Here is an 18990-nt window from a genome sequence, read left to right as displayed (position 1 = left end):
CGGCCACGTTTCGATATTGCGCCGGTCAACTTTTTCTCCGAACAATGTTGACAACGTCCACTCCAGGCATTAAGTGGTCGCTGTCAACTTGGGGCGATAGCCCGTAATCGCGGACTGAAGAGCGCAACGAAGATTGCTCGCTCTCTTTTGGTCGCAAACCGTACCGGAGCAAAGATGCAGTCCTTTCGATTGCTGGGAATTGGTCTCGCCTGCGCAGTGCTGGCTGCCTGCGAACAGAAAGCCGAAGTGGCCCCACCGCCGCAGCAGGTCCGCGTCGTCGCGGCTGCCGAGGCTCAGTATCAACCGGGAGCGGAAATCACCGGCGAGGTGAAGGCGCGGGTCCAGACCGAACTCTCCTTTCGCGTCAGCGGCCGGGTTCTCGAGAGAAAGGTCGACGTCGGATCGCATGTCCGAGCCGGCGACGTGCTGGCACGGCTTAACGACACGGAGCAACAGGCCGATGTCAGCGTCGCCCGCGCCGCGCTGGAGTCGGCGCAGGCCATCCTTGCGCAGAAGACGCTGGCTTTCGAGCGAGCGAAGTCGCTCCTGCAGTCGCAGGCAGCTCCGCGGGCGATCTTTGACGATGCGCAAAAGGAGCTTTTGAGTGCGCAAGCCTCGCTCGAGGCGGCCGAGGCGGCGCTCGCGACGGCCAAGGACGCTCTGTCCTACACCGAGTTGAAGGCCGCCGCGGACGGCATCATCACGGCGCGCAGCATTGAAGCCGGGCAGGTGGTGTCGGCAGCGCAGTCGGCCTTCACGCTCGCCCACGACGGCCCGCGAGATGCCGTGTTCGACGTCTTCGAGGCATTCTTTCTGGATGGCCAGCCGTTGAACGACGTCGAGGTCGCTCCGGTCTCAAACCCCTCGCGCGACATCCATGCCAGCATACGCGAGGTCTCGCCCGTCATCGACGCGAAGGCGGGCACGATCCGGATCAAGGTGGGGCTCCAGGAGGTGGCGCAATGGCCGCTCGGCACGCCTGTCGTGGGCAAGCTGCGCGCCTCGCCGCGCGACGGGATCGTGCTGCCCTATACCGCGATCGCGTCAGCCGGGGGCGACCCCGCCGTGTGGCTCGTCAACACTCAAAACCAATCTGTTTCGCTCCGGAAGATTTCGGTCGGCCGCTACCGTCAGAGCGATTTCGTCGTCACCGGCGGCGTCGCTCCGCACGACCTGATCGTCACCGAAGGCGGAAAATTCCTCAAGGAAGGCCAGGCAATCGCCTGGGAAGGCAAATGAGATGACCCTCAACCGCATATCTACCGCTCTCCCACTTCTTCTCTCCGTGTCGCTTCTTGCAGGCTGCGATCAGAATTCGGCCGCAGGAGAGCAGGCGAGCCCCCGTCCGGTCAAAGTCGTCATCGCCGCGGCCGAACGGAACAAGGCTGTAGGCTCGCCCGGCGTCGTGCGGGCCCGCATCGAGACCGACCTGGCATTCCGGACGCTTGGACGCATGGTGTCTCGCAAGGTCGATGTCGGCGACCTGGTCCACAAGGGCGATGTCCTTGCCGAGATCGATCCACTGACCCTGCAACTCGCTGTCAGGAGCGCGGAGGCCGATCTGCGCAACGCCCAGGCGCAGTTGGAGAACGCGGCCACGACCGAAATCCGCAAGCGAAAGCTTATGGAGAGCAACGCAGCTAGTGTTTCCGATCACGATGTTGCCGAACAGCAGCTGAAGTCGGCTGCCGCCAATGCCGCCAAAGCGACGGCGAGCCTTGCCAAGGCGAATGAGCAACTTGGCTACTCCGAGCTGAGGGCCGAGTTCGATGGCGTCGTCACGGCCACGTCCGCGGAAATGGGCCAGACCGTTTCGGCCGGCCAGCCGGTCTTGAAACTGGCGCGCCTCGAACAGCGCGACGTCGTCGTCGACGTTCCGGAGGCGCAGTTCAGTCGCATTCGCCTGGACGACCGCTTCGATGTCGCCCTCCAGCTCGACAGCAGGATTGAAGCCACCGGCGTCGTCCGCGAGATCGCGCCTCAGGCCGATCCCAATACGCGCACCTACCGGCTAAAGATCGGGATCGATCAGGCGCCGGACATCTTCCGCCTCGGCGCCGTGGTCACTGCCACGCCGCTTGCCGAAGACAAAAAGCAGGCGATTACGCTGCCGCTCTCCGCCATCCGTCATCAAGGCGGCGCCAGCCAGGTCTGGGTGGTGGATCGCGCGACAGCCCAGGTCGCCCTGAGGGTCGTTGAACTCGACGGCCCGGCGTCCGCCCCCCGTTCCGTCCTGGTTCAATCGGGCCTGCGGCAAGGGGAGGAGGTCGTCATCGCCGGGGTCAATGAGCTCGTTGATGGACAGAAAGTGAAACTCGGACAGGAGCCACGCCCGTGAACAAATTCAACCTTTCGGACTGGGCGCTCGAGCATCGTTCTCTCGTCTGGTATTTCATGATCATGTTCGCGGTGGCGGGCGCCTTTGCCTATCTCGGCCTCGGCCGCGAGGAGGATCCCTCCTTCACGATCAAGACGATGGTGATCCAGGCGCAATGGCCCGGCGCCTCTGCCCAGGAGGTGACGCAGCAGGTCACCGACCGCATCGAAAAGAAGCTGCAGGAACTCGACAACCTCGAACATACGCGCAGCATCACCATCGCCGGTCAGACGACCGTCTTCGTCGACCTGCTGCCGGAGACGAGCGCTCGGGAGGTGAAGCCGACCTGGTCGCGGGTCCGCAACCTGATCGACGATATCAGCCACGAATTCCCCCAAGGCGTGGTCGGTCCCTTCTTCGACGACCAGTTTGGTGACGTCTACGGCAACATCTTTGCCTTCACGGGCGACAGCGGACTTAGCCAGAGGGAGCTGCGCGACTTCGCCGAGAACGCCCGGACGCAGATCCTGAAGATCCCCGACGTCGGCAAGGTCGACATCGTCGGTGCGCAGGACGAGGTGATCTACCTCGAATTCTCCACCCGCAAGATCGCCGCCCTTGGCATCGACCGCTCCGCCATTATCGCCACGCTGCAGGCGCAAAACGCCGTCACGCAGTCCGGTTTTGTCGAAACCGGACCCGAGAGGGTCGCCTTGCGGGTTGGCGGGCGGTTCATCTCCGAAGAGACCTTGCGTGGGATCAATCTCAGGGTCAACGATCGCTTCTTTCCGCTAACGGACGTCGCCACGATCACCCGCGGCTACATCGACCCGCCAACGTCGCTGTTCCGCTTCAACGGCAAGCCAGCCATCGGGCTCGCCATCGGCATGAAGACCGGCGGCAATCTGCTTGCCTTCGGCGAGACGCTCGACAAGACAATGGCGGCAATCGTTCAAAACCTTCCGGTCGGCGTCTCCGTCGAACAGGTCTCCGACCAGCCGAAAGTGGTGGACGAGGCGGTCGGCGGCTTCACAAAGGCCCTGTTCGAGGCGGTCGCGATCGTTCTTGCGATCAGCTTCATCAGCCTCGGGATGAGGGCTGGCCTGGTGGTGGCGATCGCGATCCCGCTGGTTCTCGCCATCACTTTCCTGGTCATGCTCTATACGGGCATCTCGCTGCAACGCATCTCGCTCGGAGCCCTGATCATCGCGCTTGGCCTTCTCGTCGACGACGCCATGATCGCCGTCGAGATGATGGTCGCACGGCTGGAAGCGGGCGACACTCTCAGGAAAGCCGCTACCTACGTCTTCACATCCACGGCAATGCCGATGCTGACGGGCACGCTCGTCACGGTCGCAGGCTTCATCCCGGTCGCGTTCAACAAGAGCAACGCCGGCGAGTTCACCTTCACGCTGTTTGTCGTCATTGCGGTTTCGCTCGTCGTTTCGTGGGTGGTCGCGGTGGTGTTCACGCCGCTGATCGGCGTGACCATTCTGCCGAAGACCATCAAGAAGCACGCCGAGCACAAGGGACGGTTTGCCAAGGCCTTTTCGAGCCTGCTACGGTTCTGCCTGCGCTGGCGCTGGATGACCATCGTCGCGACCGTCCTGCTCTTTGCCGGATCGGTCGTCGGCCTGTCGATGGTGCAGCAGCAGTTCTTCCCGAGCTCCGACCGCCCGGAACTGATCGTCGACTGGAACCTGCCGCAGAACAGTTCGATCACTGAGACGAGCCGCCAGATGGCCCAGTTCGAGCGTGAGATGCTGACCGGCAACCAAGGCGTCGAACATTGGTCGACATATGTCGGCAGGGGCGCGCCGCGCTTCGTACTATCCTTCGACGTGCAGCCGGCAGTCGCCTCCTTCGGCCAGACGGTCATCGTCACCAAGGATCTCGACGTTCGCGACAAGCTGAAGCTGCAGATGGAAGCCTACCTGCGGAAGACCTTTCCGGGGACGGACGCCTACGTGAAGCTTCTGGACATCGGACCTCCGGTTGGCAAGCCGGTCCAGTACCGCGTGTCCGGCGAAAATCTGCAGACGGTGCGCGACCTGGCGCAGAAGCTGGGTTCGATCGTCGGCACCTATCCTTCGCTCCGGAACCTTGCTTTCGACTGGAACGAGCCCGCCCGCGTCGTGAAGATTGACGTGCTGCAGGACAAGGCCCGACAGCTCGGGGTGTCGTCTGAGGACATCGCGACGGCGCTCAACACGGTCGTACAGGGGAATGCGGTAACGCAGGTCCGGGACGACATCTATCTCGTCGACGTCGTCGGCCGTGCCGCTGAAAAGGAGCGCGGCTCGATCGACACCCTGCTCGACCTGCAACTGCAGAGCAGCAGCGGCCAGTCTGTCCCGCTGTCATCGGTCGCGACCTTCCACTACGAGCTCGAGCAGCCGACCATCTGGCGGCGCGACAGGGTTCCGACCATCACGATCAAGGCCGGGATCGGCGATGCGACGCAGCCAGCCACCGTCGTAAAGGCGCTCTCCGACAAGGTCGCGGCTTTCGAGAAGACGATGCCGGTCGGCTATTCGGTCAAGGTCGGCGGCGCGGTCGAGGAAAGCGCCAAGTCGCAGGGTCCGATCGCCAAGGTGGCGCCGGCCATGTTCGTCATCATGGCGACGCTGCTGATGATCCAGCTTCAGAGCTTCCACCGGCTTCTCCTGGTCTTCTCGGTAGCGCCGCTGGCCCTTATCGGCGTTGTCGTGGCGCTTCTCGCCAGCAACTCGCCGCTTGGCTTCGTCGCACTTCTGGGCGTGCTCGCGCTGGTCGGAATCCTCATCCGCAACTCGGTGATCCTGATCGTCCAGATCGAGGAGCTGCGTGCGGAGGGAATGTCGCCATGGAAGGCGGTGGTGGAGGCGACCGAGCACCGCATGCGACCGATCATGCTCACCGCCGCGGCCGCAACCCTGGCCCTGATCCCGATCTCGCGCGAGATATTCTGGGGTCCCATGGCCTATGCGATGATGGGTGGGATCGTCGTCGGCACGGCGCTGACGCTTCTCTTCCTGCCGGCGCTCTACGTCGCCTGGTTCCGGATTCCTCGCGAAGTCGAGCAGCACTGAGATGGCAAGGTCGCTCTTTCTTTCTGGGCACGTTGCCCAGGGGTTTGGCCTCAAGATCGTGCCCGTCCTTGTCGCCCTGTCTCTTATCACATCGGGCTGCGCCAACCGGGCGCAGGACGTCCTTCGGCCCCTTGCCGTCGCCCCGACCGGCACAAGCCGGGTCACCATGTTGGTCGCCACGACCCGCAAACCGTCGGAGGATCCCGGCAAGCTCTATTCCGGCGACCGCGGAACGGCGATCTCGCTTAACAGCGTCGACGTGTCCATTCCGCCCGACCGGAACCGCAAGATCGGCGAGGTGCAGTGGCCGTCGCGCATGCCGCCCAACCCGGAAAAGGAGTTTGCAGTCACGCAGGTCGCCAAGGTGGAGACCGAAGACAAGGCCCTGAGCTGGTACCGAAAGAACCGGAACACCAAGCATCAGGTCATCATCTTCGTCCATGGATTCAACAACACCTATGCCGACGCTGTCTTCCGCTTCGCGCAGATCGTCCATGACTCGGGCACAGACGCCGCGCCTATCCTCTTCACCTGGCCCTCGAGGGGACGTGTCTTCGACTACCTCTATGACAAGGAAAGCGCCAACTATTCGCGCCGTGCGCTGGAGGATCTGATCCTCCAGGCTGCGAAAAGTCCCGACGTCTCCGATATCACGATCCTGGCCCACTCCATGGGCGGTTGGCTCGCGGCCGAAGCCCTGCGCGGCGTCGCCATGCGCGAAAAATCGATCCCGGCAAAGGTCAAGAACGTCATTCTGGCATCGCCGGACATCGACATCGACGTGTTCCGTCGCCAGTTCACCGAGATGGGGCCGAAGCGGCCGCACTTTACGATCCTGACGTCGACACGCGACAAGGCGCTGGAGGTCTCCGGCTGGCTGTCGGGCGGCGTCAACCGCCTCGGCGGATCGGACCTCAGACCCTACGCGCCCCTTCTCGACGAACTCGGCGTTTCCGTCATCGACACCAGCGCCGTCGCCACCAACGACGCGCTCGGTCACAACGCCTTCGCCGACAGCCCCGATATGGTGCGCCTGCTCGGGCGGCGGCTGGCCGGGCAGAGCATGGATGGTGGCAAGGAAAGCGTCGCGGACCAGGTTGGGGTGATTGCGGCGAATTTCGCCGGCTCGGCCGCGCGTTTTGCCGTCGCGGCGCCAGTTGCCGTCATCAGCCCGGAGGCGCGAGACATCCTGAAGGAGGAGCTCTCCTCCGACGGTGCGCCGATCAAGGACGGGCGGATTTCGTACTGAAACTTGGCCGTTCAAGCGACGGCGTGAATCCTTGGCCGGAAGGACGTGTTCGGATTGGAAGATGGACATCACCTCGACTGCAAGACATCGGCCACGCGCTGAGTACGTTTCCCGGATCGTAGAAGCCGGCACCGCTGCGTGCCGGCTGTACGGGCCATCGAAGACAAACGTCGCGGACATCGCGCGGCTTCTTGGGAGGTCCCCGGCGAGCGTGTATAAAATCTTTCCGTCCAAGGCTGCGGTATGGGATGCCATCGCCGGAAATTTCCTGGAGACCAGTCTGCGCTTCCCCGCGTTCGCCACTGGCGAACGACGCGATGCGGCACTCAGCCTGACGCAAGCCGCTCTCCGTCAACATCGGTTGATGTCGGAGGCACGTGACCGCGACCCCCAGATGTTCAGTCTTGTTGTTCTGGCTGCGCAGGAAAGTTGGCCGTCGTTCGCCCAGCACCTCCAGCGACTTCAGGCCGACGTCGGCGAGTTCGTTCGCGCTGGCATGGCCACCGGAGCATTTGCTGCGGGCAATGTCGACGTTGCGGCTTCTTGCTTTTGTGCCGCGGTGATCTCGTTGTGGGATCCCCGGATCATTCGGGCGGCGGCTTCCAGCGCCTGCGAGATATCCCTTCATGCGCTCGTGTCCTTTGCAGTGGCAGGACTTCGCAATCACGTCGGCGAGACGGACGCCAAGGAGGCATAGGCGGGGGATGAAGGGTCGCGGCTGAACCCGCATGCGAAACCGCGCATCGCCGATCCTTCACAGGTCTCCCCGAAACTGTGTGATCGATGTGGGGGGCGGGCGCCGTTGCTCCGTTCACTCCGCACCCATGATTGATTGGATCAACGTCTGCTTGGCCGATTTAAGGTGATCCCGACAGGCCTCCTCGATTCGATCGGAGTTGCGACTGAGAAGTGCGTCAATATAAACGAGGTGCTCGAGTACGGCTGCTCGGTTCCGCTGCAGCTCGTCTTTTTTGTTCCACTGATAGTGGTAGTGGAATATGAAGCTGATAACGTCGTAAAAATCATCGATGAAGCGGTTCGGCGAGACCTCGTTAACGAGGCGGTGAAACTGGTTGTCGAGACCGGAAAAGTCGTGGTACCGGGTCTCGATACCTTCGAGCAGGTCGCGGTGTAACTTGCTGAGTGCCCTCAGCTTTTTAAACAGGGGAGAGCTTTCGGGCAACTGGGCAAATAGTCGGGCCGACCGCAACTCGAACATCACTCGAATCTCGAAAAGCTCCAAGGCAAATTCTCTCGTGAAACCCTTGAATAGCCAGCCTGAGTTTGGTCGCTTTTCGATCAATCCAAATCGACTGAAGTGAATCAGGAACTCGCGTATCCCGTTGGTTGCAACCCCAAATTGCCGAGCTAGCTCTAGTTCATTGATGAGCGTACCCGGAGCGGTATCACCCAGCAGCATCCACTCCATGAACTGGCGTTCGACCTGCTGCATCTTTGATGTCGTTTCAACGTCCGGAAAATAGTCGCTGTCGTCGACACCCCTGCCGTTTATTCGGACCCTTCCCGCGCCCGTGATAATCGAGCGGTGCGTCAATTCCTGCAAGACCTTGCGTATCGTGGTCCTGCTGACGCCCAGCCTGCGTCTGAGCTCGTTTTCCGAGGGAAGGCGTTCCTGATATGCGCCTTGTGCAAGCAATGCCAGTGTTTGATTCAGCGCTTGCTTGTAAACAGTATCGGTTTTCAAGACGTCCTCCCCATCAGGCTTGTCCTTTGATCTGAATTATTATCGATAAAAAACAACTTGACGAAATGCGGTTGATACTGCTTTTTATCGATAAGAACAACATCCGAGCACAAAGAAGAGCAGTTTTTGGCACCGACGCAAGCAGCGTCGGGCGGGGGAAGACTTGCGCAATCCAATCAAGAACTCGAGCGGCACCGCCGCGAGCGGAGATCAGGCGCTGCCGCTTTCAGTAGCCGAGCCACGTTTTGCGGCGCTGGCTACGGCGCTGAAGCTGCTCAGCGTTGGTCCGGCGCTGATCCTGGTCTTACTGATCGTGGCACTCAGTTTCTCTTCTCCCTATTTTGCCACAGCGCGCAATGTCAGCAACATCCTCGCACAGACCGCCGTAATTTCCGTGGTCGCGATGGGACAGCACCTCGTCATTCTGACCCGCGGCATCGATCTGTCGGTGGGGTCCAACCTGGCACTGGCGTCCGTCCTTGGAGCGCTCTGTTTCCATGCCGGAGGCGGTTCCTTTGCGGTCGTCGCGGTCATGGTTGCCTCAGGAGCCCTGGTCGGCGCGATCAATGGTGGCTTCTACGTGTTCGGCAGGCTTCCCCATCCCTTTATCATCACGCTGGCCACATTGAGCATCGCCAAGGGGCTTGCCCTTGAGCTCGCCGACGGAAGGGCGATACCTGGAATGCCAGCCGCGATAAGTGCCCTTGGCCAGGATGCCTTTGCCGGACTGCCGGGATCCGTGTTGGTGGTTCTTGGGGTCGCCGCCATTTTATTTATTGTCACCCGGACAATGGTCTGGGGCCGCTGGATATATGCGGTGGGCGGCGGGCCGATTGCAGCTGTACGGATGGGCATTCCGGTTTCCTGGGTTCTGGTTTCAACCTACATCATCGCGGGCACATGCGCCGGCGTCGGTGCCGTCATACTCGCAGGCCGTACAGATGCTGGTTCGCCGCTATTCGGCAACCTGCTCGAACTCGACACGATCGCTGCGGTGATCATTGGCGGCGCAAGCTTCCTCGGCGGCCGCGGCCACCTTGGAAACGCATTGATCGGCGCAATCATGATTGGTGTGATCCGCAACGCGTTGAACCTTTTGAACGTCAACATCTTCTTCCAGCTCATCGTTATCGGGGTTGTTATCGTTGTCGCGGTCGAGGCCGATGTCCTTCGCAACTATCTTGAGGGCAGGGTCCGGGTGTTTCAGGCGGGAAGAGCCCAATGACCCAGACGGCCTCGCACAACGATATCGACGCGACCGGTCAAGAAAATCCGGTGCTGACCGTTCGGAATGCGACGAAGCGTTTCGGGTCAATCGTTGCGCTGCGCGACGTCAGCATCGCGGCGCGCCGCGGCGAGATATTGGCACTTCTTGGAGACAATGGAGCTGGAAAATCGACTCTGATTAAGTGCATCGCCGGCGTGCATCACCTTGACGAGGGAGCGATAGATATCGATGGCGTCCGGACGGTGTTGAGGTCACCGGCGGAAGCGCGCTTCGCTGGTATTGAAACCGTGTACCAGGATCTGGCGCTTTTCGACAATCTTACACCGTCTGAGAATTTCTTTGCCGGTCGCGAGATTGCCGGACCAAGATGGCTTCCGCTCGGGCTTCGTTTCTTGAAACAGCGGCAAATGGACAACGAGACCAAGGCGCTGTTGGGACATCTCGGGGTCGTCCTTCATAGGCTCGATGCGGTCGTTGCAATGATGTCGGGTGGTCAGAGACAAGCGATTGCGGTGGCACGTTCGACTGTTTTCGCCCGCAAGGTCGTGATCCTCGATGAACCCACCGCCGCACTCGGTCTTCGCGAGTCACGTCAAGTTCTCAATCTGGTAGCAACGCTACGTGATCAGGGCAATGCAGTCATTCTTGTCACCCACAATATGGAACACGTCGTCGAATTGGCAAGCCGCGCCGTCGTGCTGCGGCAAGGCCGTAAGGTCGGCGAACTCGCGCCCACCAAGGACAACAAACAGGAGCTCGTCTCGCTGATCGTCGGGGCGTGATCGGAGTTTTGCGGCCCGTTATCCCGGTTCGCAAAAGCCTGGAGGCTTCCACAGGAAGATACTCCAAACTCAAGGGAGGAAAAAATGGGATTCAGAGGACGACTACTGGCGGGATTTGCCATCGCCATTGCATTCGCGACCACGTCTGCTGCTGCGGACAAAGTGAAAATAGGCCTGATCACGAAGTTTCCGGTGCCGTTTTACTCGACCATGGAGGATGCCGCGAAGAAATATGCGGCCGCTCATCCAGAGATCGATCTTATTACAGGGCAGGGACAAGCCGCGACGGACATCGAGGGGCAGATAGCGCTGATCGAGTCCATGATCTCCCAGGGGGTCAAAGGGCTCGCGATTACGCCGGTGGATCCGACGGTCGCACCCGCTCTGGATAAGGCGGTTGCAGCGGGGATCAAGGTCGTGCTCGTCGACAACAGCATACCGGGTTGGAAAGGCCAGACGGCCCTGGTGTCGACGAACAATCTTAGCGGAGGCAAGATCGCCGGCGAATATTTGAAGACCGTGCTCAAAGCCGGCGACAAGATCGCTGTTCTTCAGGGCGTTCCAGGCGTTCCGGCGTTAGACGAGCGTGTGACCGGGATGATGCAGGGCCTTGGCGACCTGAAAGTGGAGGTCGTCGACAAAGGCACGACCAACTGTACGCTCGAACTCGGCACATCCGTCACGGAGGATATATTGACCGCTCACCCGGACGTCGTCGCGATCTATTCGGCGTGCGGTCCGCCGGTGCCGGGTGCGGTCAAGTCGATCGCCAACGCTGGTATGGCCAAGTCCAAAATTATTCTTGTCGGCTTCGACGCCTGCTGCGGGGAAATCGAGGCGATCAAGTCGGGTGCGGAGACTGCAAGCGTCGCACAGTTCCCGGCCAAGATGGGTGAACTCGGTATCGATACCGTTGCCAAGGCGATACGCGGCGAGGCCGTGCAAGCCAACGTCGACACCGGCGCCGGCCTTGTGACGCTCCAAAACATCAAAGACTTCGAATAGCGCGATTTTCGGCCCGACTCCTTCCGGCTGTCGGGCCGACCAACCCCCGTAATGCAGCAGTTCGGCGATATCGGCTCAATAGGCAAGTGGTGCACCAAATGAAAGCGGTCGTGTGTGTGTCTCCCGGCAATTTGACCCTTGTGAACCGGCCCACGGTAGGCTCGCCGGCACCGGGTTGGGCGCTCGTAAAGGTGAGCCATGTCGGCATCTGCGGCACGGACTACCACATCTTCGAGGGCAACCATCCATTCCTCGCCTATCCCAGGGTGATGGGACATGAGGTTTCTGGAACTATTCTGTCAATTGGAGAGGGCGTGTCGCTGTCTGTTGGGCAGGAGGTTATCGTCAATCCATACCTGTCGTGTGGTGCGTGCGTCGCCTGCCGGCAGGATAAGCCAAACTGTTGTGTCGCCATCGAGGTTCTCGGCGTTCATCGCGATGGCGCGATGTGTGAAGAACTTCTGGTTCCCGCGGCCAATCTTTATCCAGCCGACGGATTGTCGCTCGCCGACGCCGCGGGTGTCGAATTCCTTGCTATCGGAGCCCACGCGGTGCGCCGCTCGCTTGCAGGGCAGGGAGCGCGCAGTCTTGTGATTGGCGCAGGTCCGATCGGACTGGGCACGGCGCTGTTTGCGCGAATTGCCGGACAAGACGTCACGTTGCTCGACGTAAGCGTGGAACGACTGGATTTTGCCCGGCGCGAGCTCGGATTTTCGGTCGTGTACGACCCACGCGGATCGGCGGGCGATAGGGTTCTTGAGCGCAGCGCCGGGGAGGGGTTCGACGTCGTTTTCGATGCCACCGGCAACGCCAGATCAATCGAAGCGGCTTTCGCTCTCGTCGCGCACGGCGGTGCCCTTGTCATGGTTAGCATTGTCAAGGACGAAATCACGTTCTCCGACCCGGAATTCCACAAACGCGAGATGATGCTGATCAGCAGCCGCAATGCCACGCGGCTGGATTTCAAGCACGTGTCGGCGTCGATCGTGAGCGGTTTGATTCCGATCAAGACGCTCATCACCCATTCCACGACCCTTGAAGACAGCCCCCGCGACATCGCCCGCTGGGCCCATGAAAAATTGGGCCTGATCAAGGCGGTAATCGCCATTGATGGCGGGGCGTCTGCGCAACCGTTGTCGAGAGCGTCATGAATTTTCGCCCGCTTGACGCCTCGTTCCTTGGCCCCGACCAACGTCGCCTTGAATTTGGCGTGCACAAAGAGCGCGCTGTCGAGCCCTGCATAGGCGGGTCCGCCTTCGCGACACCGAGGCCAAGGGCGCCCTGAGCCGAGACGGCGCCCATGTCGGATTTCATGGTCGTCGACATCGCCCAGTATGCCGCGTTGTCCGATTCCTTTGCCACCTGCAGGCCGCTGCTGACTGGTTCTCGTCCCTTGCCCAGGAACTGCGACACGCCGCGCAGGTCTGGAGGGTCGCCATGGAACCGTCGTTCGGAGGATGCTGGTCATGTCGACGCCGATATCATTGGAAACGGCATCTTCATGAGCCGAACAGCAGTGAATTCGCAATCGGAACTTGGCTCATTTTGCGTCAACGAACGGCCGGCTTTTCGACGGGGATACTACCCTTCCCGGACAATTGGAATCCACCGAACCGTTTTAAGCCCGCTGGCGCGTCAGTGTTTTCAGCGGACAAGTGAAAAGTGCGGAATCTGTTCTTCGTTGGCAGCACGGATCAGCGCAGCCCTCACCTCTTGAGCAGGCACGATATCGTACAGGCCGTCGAGGCAGGTTTGAACAGCGACCATGTACTCTTCCCCGTCGTCGGACGGCCACGCGCTGATGAGCGTTTCCGCTGCATCGATGACTGTTCGGACAATTCTGTATTTTTCCCGGCCGTCCATAACGAGCCTAAGAGCCGGAAACTGATGCGATATGTGCCGATTCATTATAAATGGCCTCACCAAGTTTAAAACATTGGTAACCCTGCAATCGCCATACCAGCCGCCGAAACGTTCAAGACGGAAGGCAAGACGAAAGCCTGTCAACGACGCGTGGGGGAACAACGCATCTCTTGTGTGAACTAAATGACCTACGAAGAGTTCTCTGGAAACGATTGACGCGCATCCAAGGAGGTTTTCATGAAAAGACTTATCGTTTTTGGACTGGCGTTCGCGACCATGGCGACGGTAGCGCTAGCACAGCAGGCTCCTGCTCCTCCTCCAGCTCAGCAGGCAGCTCCAGCCCCTACACAAGACCACGCGTCTCCGCCGCCCCAACCCGACCACCGCGACGCGATGGATCACCCTGACGAGATGTGGCCGCGTGACCACTTGGGTGAGCCTCCGAAGGACGCCAGTCGTCAGGATATGGGAATGCGTCGCCACCACTGGCAGATGTCCCCGGCATCCAAGGCGGCGCATTTCAGAATAGAAGAGGGCGACAAGAAAATCGACATCAAGTGCGCGGACGATGAGCCGACAAAGGCTTGCGCCGAGGTTCTCCTTCAGCTCATCGACAAGCTCGCCACCCCTTCCGATCTGTCCGACGACGAGCGCGGCTAGGCTACAGCGCTCATCGATACCGAATTCGGACAACCGGTACGGCGCGTGCCGTAATTTTCGTCGCGTTGATGATCGAAGTTTCGACGTCTGGACAAGTCAGACGAGTCCTTTTGGAGATGGGGGTTTTGTCATCCCAGGTGATTGGGGCACGAAGGACGACGCGGTGCGGATCACTGCGACGCTCAGGCCAGGCGTTGTGTTAATGGTCTGAACATAGTCAGGCCCAGCGAAGGACTGCCCAGGCTGCGCCGAGCAAGTTCTCGCCAAAGCAAAACAGTACGGCGAGGCACGCGCCCCTGGCGCCACTAAGCAGTTTGCTGAAGCTAAAAGATACTCGATGATGCCCATATTCATCTCATGATCGAAATGCGGACTGCGCCTCCCGTCTGCCATGAAATCGCGTCGTAGCGACCGTGATTGCCGATGTCTTAACTGACGATGCAGCCGACTTCCAGCCGTCAGCGGCCTAACGCCGATGTTGGCCCGCGCGAAATCAGACTAAAGTCTGAGGCTTCGCTGGACTGAAGCCTCAAGCTGGAACGGCTTGATGTAGTTGACGTTCCAACCCCAGCTCCACCGTTTCCACTCCTTGAAGAGACTTTCGGTGGAGTTCAGCGAACGTGGAGACATCATGCAAATGAAACTACTCGGTATTGCTGCGACCTCATTGGCCCTGGTGACGGGCGGGGCGCCACGAATGGGATGGCTATTCGCGGGAGGGATCGTCTGCACTACCGTCATACGGGATGCTTCTTCAGGACGGTTGAGGAAATCGCCATGGCCGAACCGTAATCAGGGAGATCCACATCTGCCCATAGCCGATGCGGCGCGGGCAAAGACATTTCCGACGTCAACGAATGGATTGCGCCATTTCAGCACGGGCGTCGTGCGTATAGCTTCGTTTGGTCGCCACGGCCCGCAGGATCGGGAGCCAAATCGCCTCACGACATGCAATTGTCTATGGTCGGCAGGGAACTAGGAACGACAAGGTGGAAAAGATTGCTTCGCCACAACAGCACGATGATTATCCGGAGCGTTGGCTTGATTGCGAGTCAGCCGTTGTGTCAGCCTTCCGTCAACTGGTGCTGGACGCCGTTTCGGCTGGGTGGGGGGAGGCCGAGGTCGCACTCGTTATTGCGGACGTGGCGGATGAATACGTGATCGAGCTTGCCCACAGAAACAGCCTCCCGAAGCTGAATTAGCGTTCGCCTGCCCGACGGACGACGCATTGTCGTGCACGGTTGGAATGACGGCGGTCCGGACCGCATGTCCTTTGCCAACAGACGCGGTTGCCCGGTCGACTAACGCAAGACACGCTCCCGACTTAACCCGCCTTATTTGTTTCACGCGTGCATTGTGGCGTGCGATCGCTGCCGACCAATGCACAGTCGTCCTGGAAGTCCTGCAGGCGAGCCTGCATTCTGAGCGTCAGTCAGGGCAGGAATCCATCCCCGTGGGCGTCCGCGTCCGTCGGAGCGGCCCGCAGGATCCCGCGATGCTGATGCCCTTGTTCGCCCAGCGTTGCCATTACTTGTCGCGGCCTTCCCCTTCCTGGCGACGATGGTCGACGCCAGTAGGCCGTGGACGAGGGTGCCATCGTTGTGCGGCTCCTTTTGGCAAAAGTCCAATGGCATGATGCGCTCGATTATCGATTGGCGCAGATGTGAGAACCAACCGGGCCAGCTTGCGCAGCTTGGCGCGGCGTTTGCGCGCAATCGCGTTGGCGGTCACGCAGTCATAGCCGCTCAGCTCCGGCCATTCACGATGCTGGAAGACATTGCGTCTGAGCTCGTCCAACGTTGGCTTGCGCCACAGTCCTCAGATAGAACTCAACCATCGCGTTCGGCTCGACGAGCTCGCCCGTAATTACCATCATCGAGTCCAGCCTTAGCCGCCCTCGTGCCCAGCGGGCAGGCTTTTCCTGCACCATGGACTGGATCCTTCGCAGAGAGCCTGTCGGCACGGCGGACATCGTCGACCAATACCGGGGGAGACCCGCCCGTAGTCACTATATTCCGACCCGCACGTCCAAGGAGCTTGTTTGTTCCCGACCGGTCGAGACTGTATTTCTTCGTACAGAGTGGAACACCCCCCTTTCTGTCTGGTTCGTTGTAGGTCTGAACAACATCCAAGGAGAATATTATGCTGAAACTTCTCACCGTAGCCGCTCTGTCCATTGGCCTTGCTGCCTCGGCTATGGCCCAATCCTCCAGCACCGGATCAGGATCAAGCGCAGGATCTACAGGTTCCGGGTCGGGATCCGATAGCGGCAATAGCAACGGCAACAGTGGCTCTGGCGGCAGCGCCGACAACTCCGGTAGCAACAATGGCAATGCCAGTGGAAGTGGCGCGAGCAGCGATGGCGGTAAGGCCAGCGACTGCAACGCCATGGTCACGACGAAGAACACGACCGCGCCGAAGCAGGAGCAAGCCTCCAATCCGGCCGCCACTTCAAACTGCAAGTAGTGACTTGCCCAGGGCAGCAGTTCGTCTGCTGTCCTGCCCACGGGGGTGCCGATGTCCAAACCTCCCCTGCCAGCCTCCCCATACGATCAGGTGATCGACGCCGCGTCCATTGTTCACGTCGAATACTTCGCCGATGCCCACGGCCTCACATTCCCGGTTGCTGCCGACCTCATTCGCGGCTGTCACGGCGACCGAAGAGCTGCCGACGAGGCGGCAATCGCCTTCCGTTCTCACTTCGCCCAGTCTCTGGATGGTGCTTATCCGCATGCCGATTGACCGCACGCGAAGTAGACCACCTCGCGAGAAAAGGCGGCGAAGCTTAAGGGGAACCTCTTGCACGGAACAATTCGACGTGTGATCGGTTGATCTTCGGGCCGCCTCCCATCGTGCGGACCTGATTAGCCAGGCGCTGCGGCGTGTCGCTGTACTCCAGTCTTTGGGAATACCCTCCAGATCGAGTTGCCCCAACAGGCTTAACCTGCCGCGATGGAAGTGTTTGAATGCGCTTAAGCACACATCGCCTGGGAATGTCAGGCAGTGCCGCTTCCGGGTTGAGGCCTTTTGGCCCGCGGATGTTAACGAGCGCTCTCTAAGCAGCTGCGAGCGGCGGCGGGATGATCGAGCTAGGGCACTTCAAAACCCAGAACGTTCGTTGTGTGCGGAGTTCGGCCGAGAATGCTGGCTACCGAATTCGCGTGCTCGTGGTTGTACCCAGCTGCCAGCGTTAATGGAGCGTTCTCACCAAGAACTGTCGGGCAAGCTCGGCGCCGTTCGAGTGGTTGTTAGTTTCGCGATCGTTACGGATGATCCCAAGCGATCACAGATAGAAAAGGGTCGACATGAGCAGGGACGGAATCCAGGGAGAAGCTGTCGTTTCTAAAGGCGAGCTGCATCTTTCGTCGCAAGAGTGCCGAAAGCCGATTAGCGCAGATGATATCGACATGCGATCAAGCGGGATGTGGTAACAAACGGCCTGGTCGAGTTCCTGAAAAAGACGAATGACTGGTTTCCGACGGTTCGCCCGGCGCTCCTCAGGCTTAAATATCGTTCTGGCGTTTCTGCCATTCCTTATATGGTGTCAGAAGCTGGCCAGGAAACCGATCCTCGATCGCGGTCTCGACCAATGCGATCCTGGCAAACACATCGCTACCGTCGCGCTTGTCCGGACTGAGTGCTTCGCTCTCACCCTCAAGGTCTCCCATCGCTGCAAAAAGCTCGTCGTCGCCCATCACTGCGAGACAATCTGCGTAATGCTGGACGTCAAATTCTAATGACTTGGCCAAGCGCGTTCTCCTCTAAATCATTATCTCGCCACCGGTGACCGGCACCACGGCGCCAGTCATGTAGCTCCCGAGGTCCGAAGCGAGCAGAACATATGCCCCGGCCAGTTCCGCGGGTTGCCCCGCGCGCCCGATCAGGGTGTTCTGCCCGAACTTGGCTGCCTTCTCGGCCGGCATCGTCGACGGAATGAGCGGCGTCCAGATTGGCCCGGGCGCGACGGCGTTGACGCGAATTCCCTTTTCGGCCAACATTTCGGCAAGCCCTGCCGTGAAGTTCGAGATGGCTCCCTTTGTGGACGCGTAAGCGAGGAGCTGCGGTGAGGGCTGTCGCGACTGGATTGAGGTCGTGTTGATAATGGCACTGCCGGGCTTCAAGTGCGTGACAGCGGCCTTCGCCAGGAAGAAAGGGGCGTAGATGTTGGTTCGAAAGGTCTCGTCCCACTCCTCGGCAGTAATGTCGGCGATGTCGGCGTAAGTACGCTGAAATGCGGCATTGTTGACAAGGATGTCGATGCCACCGAGACCCTCAACGGTGCGCTTGACAAGCAAGATGCAGTGCTGCTCGGACTTGATGTCGCCGGCGACGGCGATGGCCTTGCGACCGGCGTCCTCGACCCATTTGACGGTGTCTTGCGCATCCTCGTCTTCGCTCAAGTAGGAGACGACGACGTCCGCTCCTTCCCGGGCGAAAGCGATCGCCACCGCTTTCCCAATGCCGGAATCCGCGCCGGTGACTAGGGCGACTTTGCCTGTCAGCTTGCCGCTACCCTTGTAGGAATGCTCTCCATGATCCGGGACAGGCTGCATCGACCTGGTCTTGCCCGGCGGTTCCTGGTGCTGAGGGGGGTAAGGTGGTAGGGGTCGGCGAACGTCCTCGGTCATTGTCAATTCTCCAGGCTCTGGTAGCCAAGAACTAAACATCGCCGATCGATAACGGTTCCGCGAAACATGTCGCAAACGGGATTTAATCTTCCGCCTTCGGGGCTATATACCAGGCTTTGTCGAGAGATGTCAGCAACTTCGAGGGTCGGGCGCAACCGATTACGGTTGCAGCGGAATCACCGCAGTGGCAATCTGTCGAGGGGCTAACCGTCGACCGTGTCGGTGGGACCTGCGTATAGCGCGCTGTCGTTGAAAGATACGCATAGCAAGCAAGACCTGGACCGTCACGTCCCCGATCATCCGGCGACGCCGAGCGCTCCGCCATCTGGGTCCTGTCTGAAGGGTCGGTTTGCAACACCCAAATCCTGTTAGACAGGAGCCATCTTTCAAAGCCCGCATTCAATCCCCGCGATTGGTTTAGCCGCCTGCCACATGCACGTCCGCCAGGCCAATACTCGGAGTCTCAAAGCTCCTTCATCAAG

General features: G+C 60.2%; 17 protein-coding genes and 1 pseudogene. 13 read left to right on the top strand and 5 right to left on the bottom strand.

From position 1 onward, the window contains the following. Nucleotides 1–174: 174 nt before the first annotated feature. From CPY51_RS06150 to CPY51_RS06130, 5 genes are all read left to right on the top strand, one after another. Nucleotides 175–1239: an efflux RND transporter periplasmic adaptor subunit gene (locus tag CPY51_RS06150; RefSeq protein ID WP_111159403.1), complete on the top strand. Its 1065-nt coding sequence runs from the start codon at nucleotides 175–177 to the stop codon at nucleotides 1237–1239. A gap of 1 nt (nucleotide 1240) precedes the next feature. Beyond that, nucleotides 1241–2338 carry an efflux RND transporter periplasmic adaptor subunit gene (locus CPY51_RS06145; RefSeq protein WP_195909437.1) on the top strand — a complete coding sequence of 366 codons (1098 nt, stop codon included), beginning with the start codon at nucleotides 1241–1243 and terminating at the stop codon, nucleotides 2336–2338. Continuing rightward, a complete protein-coding gene (locus tag CPY51_RS06140; RefSeq protein ID WP_111159401.1) occupies nucleotides 2335–5388 on the top strand; it encodes an efflux RND transporter permease subunit in 3054 nt (1017 codons plus the stop codon). The genes CPY51_RS06145 and CPY51_RS06140 overlap by 4 nt, the downstream gene beginning before the upstream one ends. Nucleotide 5389: 1 nt before the next feature. Further along, a complete protein-coding gene (locus CPY51_RS06135; protein WP_111159399.1) occupies nucleotides 5390–6637 on the top strand; it encodes an alpha/beta hydrolase in 1248 nt (415 codons plus the stop codon). 61 nt (nucleotides 6638–6698) lie between these two features. Next, a complete protein-coding gene (locus CPY51_RS06130) occupies nucleotides 6699–7334 on the top strand; it encodes a TetR/AcrR family transcriptional regulator (protein ID WP_111159397.1) in 636 nt (211 codons plus the stop codon). Nucleotides 7335–7448: 114 nt separating this feature from the next. Here the strand turns inward: CPY51_RS06130 and CPY51_RS06125 are convergent, their stop codons facing one another. Further along, nucleotides 7449–8342, bottom strand: coding sequence for a GntR family transcriptional regulator (locus CPY51_RS06125; RefSeq protein ID WP_111159395.1), 894 nt, complete (start codon nucleotides 8340–8342; stop codon nucleotides 7449–7451). Nucleotides 8343–8634: 292 nt separating this feature from the next. Here CPY51_RS06125 and CPY51_RS06120 point away from each other — a divergent pair, with 292 nt between their 5' ends. From CPY51_RS06120 to CPY51_RS06105, 4 genes are all read left to right on the top strand, one after another. Continuing rightward, the gene (locus CPY51_RS06120; RefSeq protein ID WP_111159439.1) at nucleotides 8635–9567 is read left to right on the top strand and encodes an ABC transporter permease; all 933 of its coding nucleotides are present in this window, start codon (nucleotides 8635–8637) and stop codon (nucleotides 9565–9567) included. Further along, nucleotides 9564–10352: an ATP-binding cassette domain-containing protein gene (locus tag CPY51_RS06115; RefSeq protein ID WP_111159393.1), complete on the top strand. Its 789-nt coding sequence runs from the start codon at nucleotides 9564–9566 to the stop codon at nucleotides 10350–10352. The genes CPY51_RS06120 and CPY51_RS06115 overlap by 4 nt, the downstream gene beginning before the upstream one ends. Before the next feature lie 84 nt (nucleotides 10353–10436). Beyond that, nucleotides 10437–11357, top strand: coding sequence for a sugar ABC transporter substrate-binding protein (locus tag CPY51_RS06110; RefSeq protein ID WP_111159391.1), 921 nt, complete (start codon nucleotides 10437–10439; stop codon nucleotides 11355–11357). Between the two features lie 98 nt (nucleotides 11358–11455). Then, nucleotides 11456–12508 carry a zinc-binding alcohol dehydrogenase family protein gene (locus CPY51_RS06105; protein ID WP_111159389.1) on the top strand — a complete coding sequence of 351 codons (1053 nt, stop codon included), beginning with the start codon at nucleotides 11456–11458 and terminating at the stop codon, nucleotides 12506–12508. A 493-nt stretch (nucleotides 12509–13001) separates the two neighbouring features. On the opposite strand, the gene CPY51_RS06100 is transcribed toward CPY51_RS06105, so the two are convergent. Beyond that, entirely contained in the window at nucleotides 13002–13220 is a 219-nt protein-coding gene (locus tag CPY51_RS06100; RefSeq protein WP_420820671.1) for a DUF982 domain-containing protein, read from the bottom strand. A gap of 237 nt (nucleotides 13221–13457) precedes the next feature. Here CPY51_RS06100 and CPY51_RS06095 point away from each other — a divergent pair, with 237 nt between their 5' ends. Next, a complete protein-coding gene (locus CPY51_RS06095; RefSeq protein WP_111159385.1) occupies nucleotides 13458–13880 on the top strand; it encodes a hypothetical protein in 423 nt (140 codons plus the stop codon). 989 nt (nucleotides 13881–14869) lie between these two features. Then, nucleotides 14870–15082 (top strand): hypothetical protein, encoded by a 213-nt coding sequence (locus CPY51_RS06090; protein ID WP_111159383.1) that lies wholly within the window; start codon nucleotides 14870–14872, stop codon nucleotides 15080–15082. A 429-nt stretch (nucleotides 15083–15511) separates the two neighbouring features. Here CPY51_RS06090 and CPY51_RS34000 read toward each other — a convergent pair. Then, nucleotides 15512–15674, bottom strand: a pseudogene (locus tag CPY51_RS34000) (IS30 family transposase); the annotation flags it as partial. Nucleotides 15675–16022: 348 nt separating this feature from the next. Between CPY51_RS34000 and CPY51_RS06080 the strand changes: the two are divergent. Further along, nucleotides 16023–16346, top strand: coding sequence for an oxidoreductase (locus CPY51_RS06080; protein WP_111159381.1), 324 nt, complete (start codon nucleotides 16023–16025; stop codon nucleotides 16344–16346). A gap of 51 nt (nucleotides 16347–16397) precedes the next feature. Continuing rightward, nucleotides 16398–16622: a hypothetical protein gene (locus tag CPY51_RS06075; RefSeq protein ID WP_111159379.1), complete on the top strand. Its 225-nt coding sequence runs from the start codon at nucleotides 16398–16400 to the stop codon at nucleotides 16620–16622. A 761-nt stretch (nucleotides 16623–17383) separates the two neighbouring features. On the opposite strand, the gene CPY51_RS06070 is transcribed toward CPY51_RS06075, so the two are convergent. Then, a complete protein-coding gene (locus CPY51_RS06070) occupies nucleotides 17384–17629 on the bottom strand; it encodes a hypothetical protein (RefSeq protein WP_338049409.1) in 246 nt (81 codons plus the stop codon). Nucleotides 17630–17641: 12 nt separating this feature from the next. Continuing rightward, entirely contained in the window at nucleotides 17642–18508 is an 867-nt protein-coding gene (locus CPY51_RS06065; RefSeq protein WP_195909436.1) for an SDR family oxidoreductase, read from the bottom strand. Nucleotides 18509–18990: the final 482 nt, after the last annotated feature.

It is taken from the genome of Arminella tubonensis (assembly GCF_003240585.1).
Lineage (GTDB): Bacteria > Pseudomonadota > Alphaproteobacteria > Rhizobiales > Rhizobiaceae > Rhizobium > Rhizobium tubonense.
This window is presented reverse-complemented; position numbering and strand designations above follow the sequence as displayed.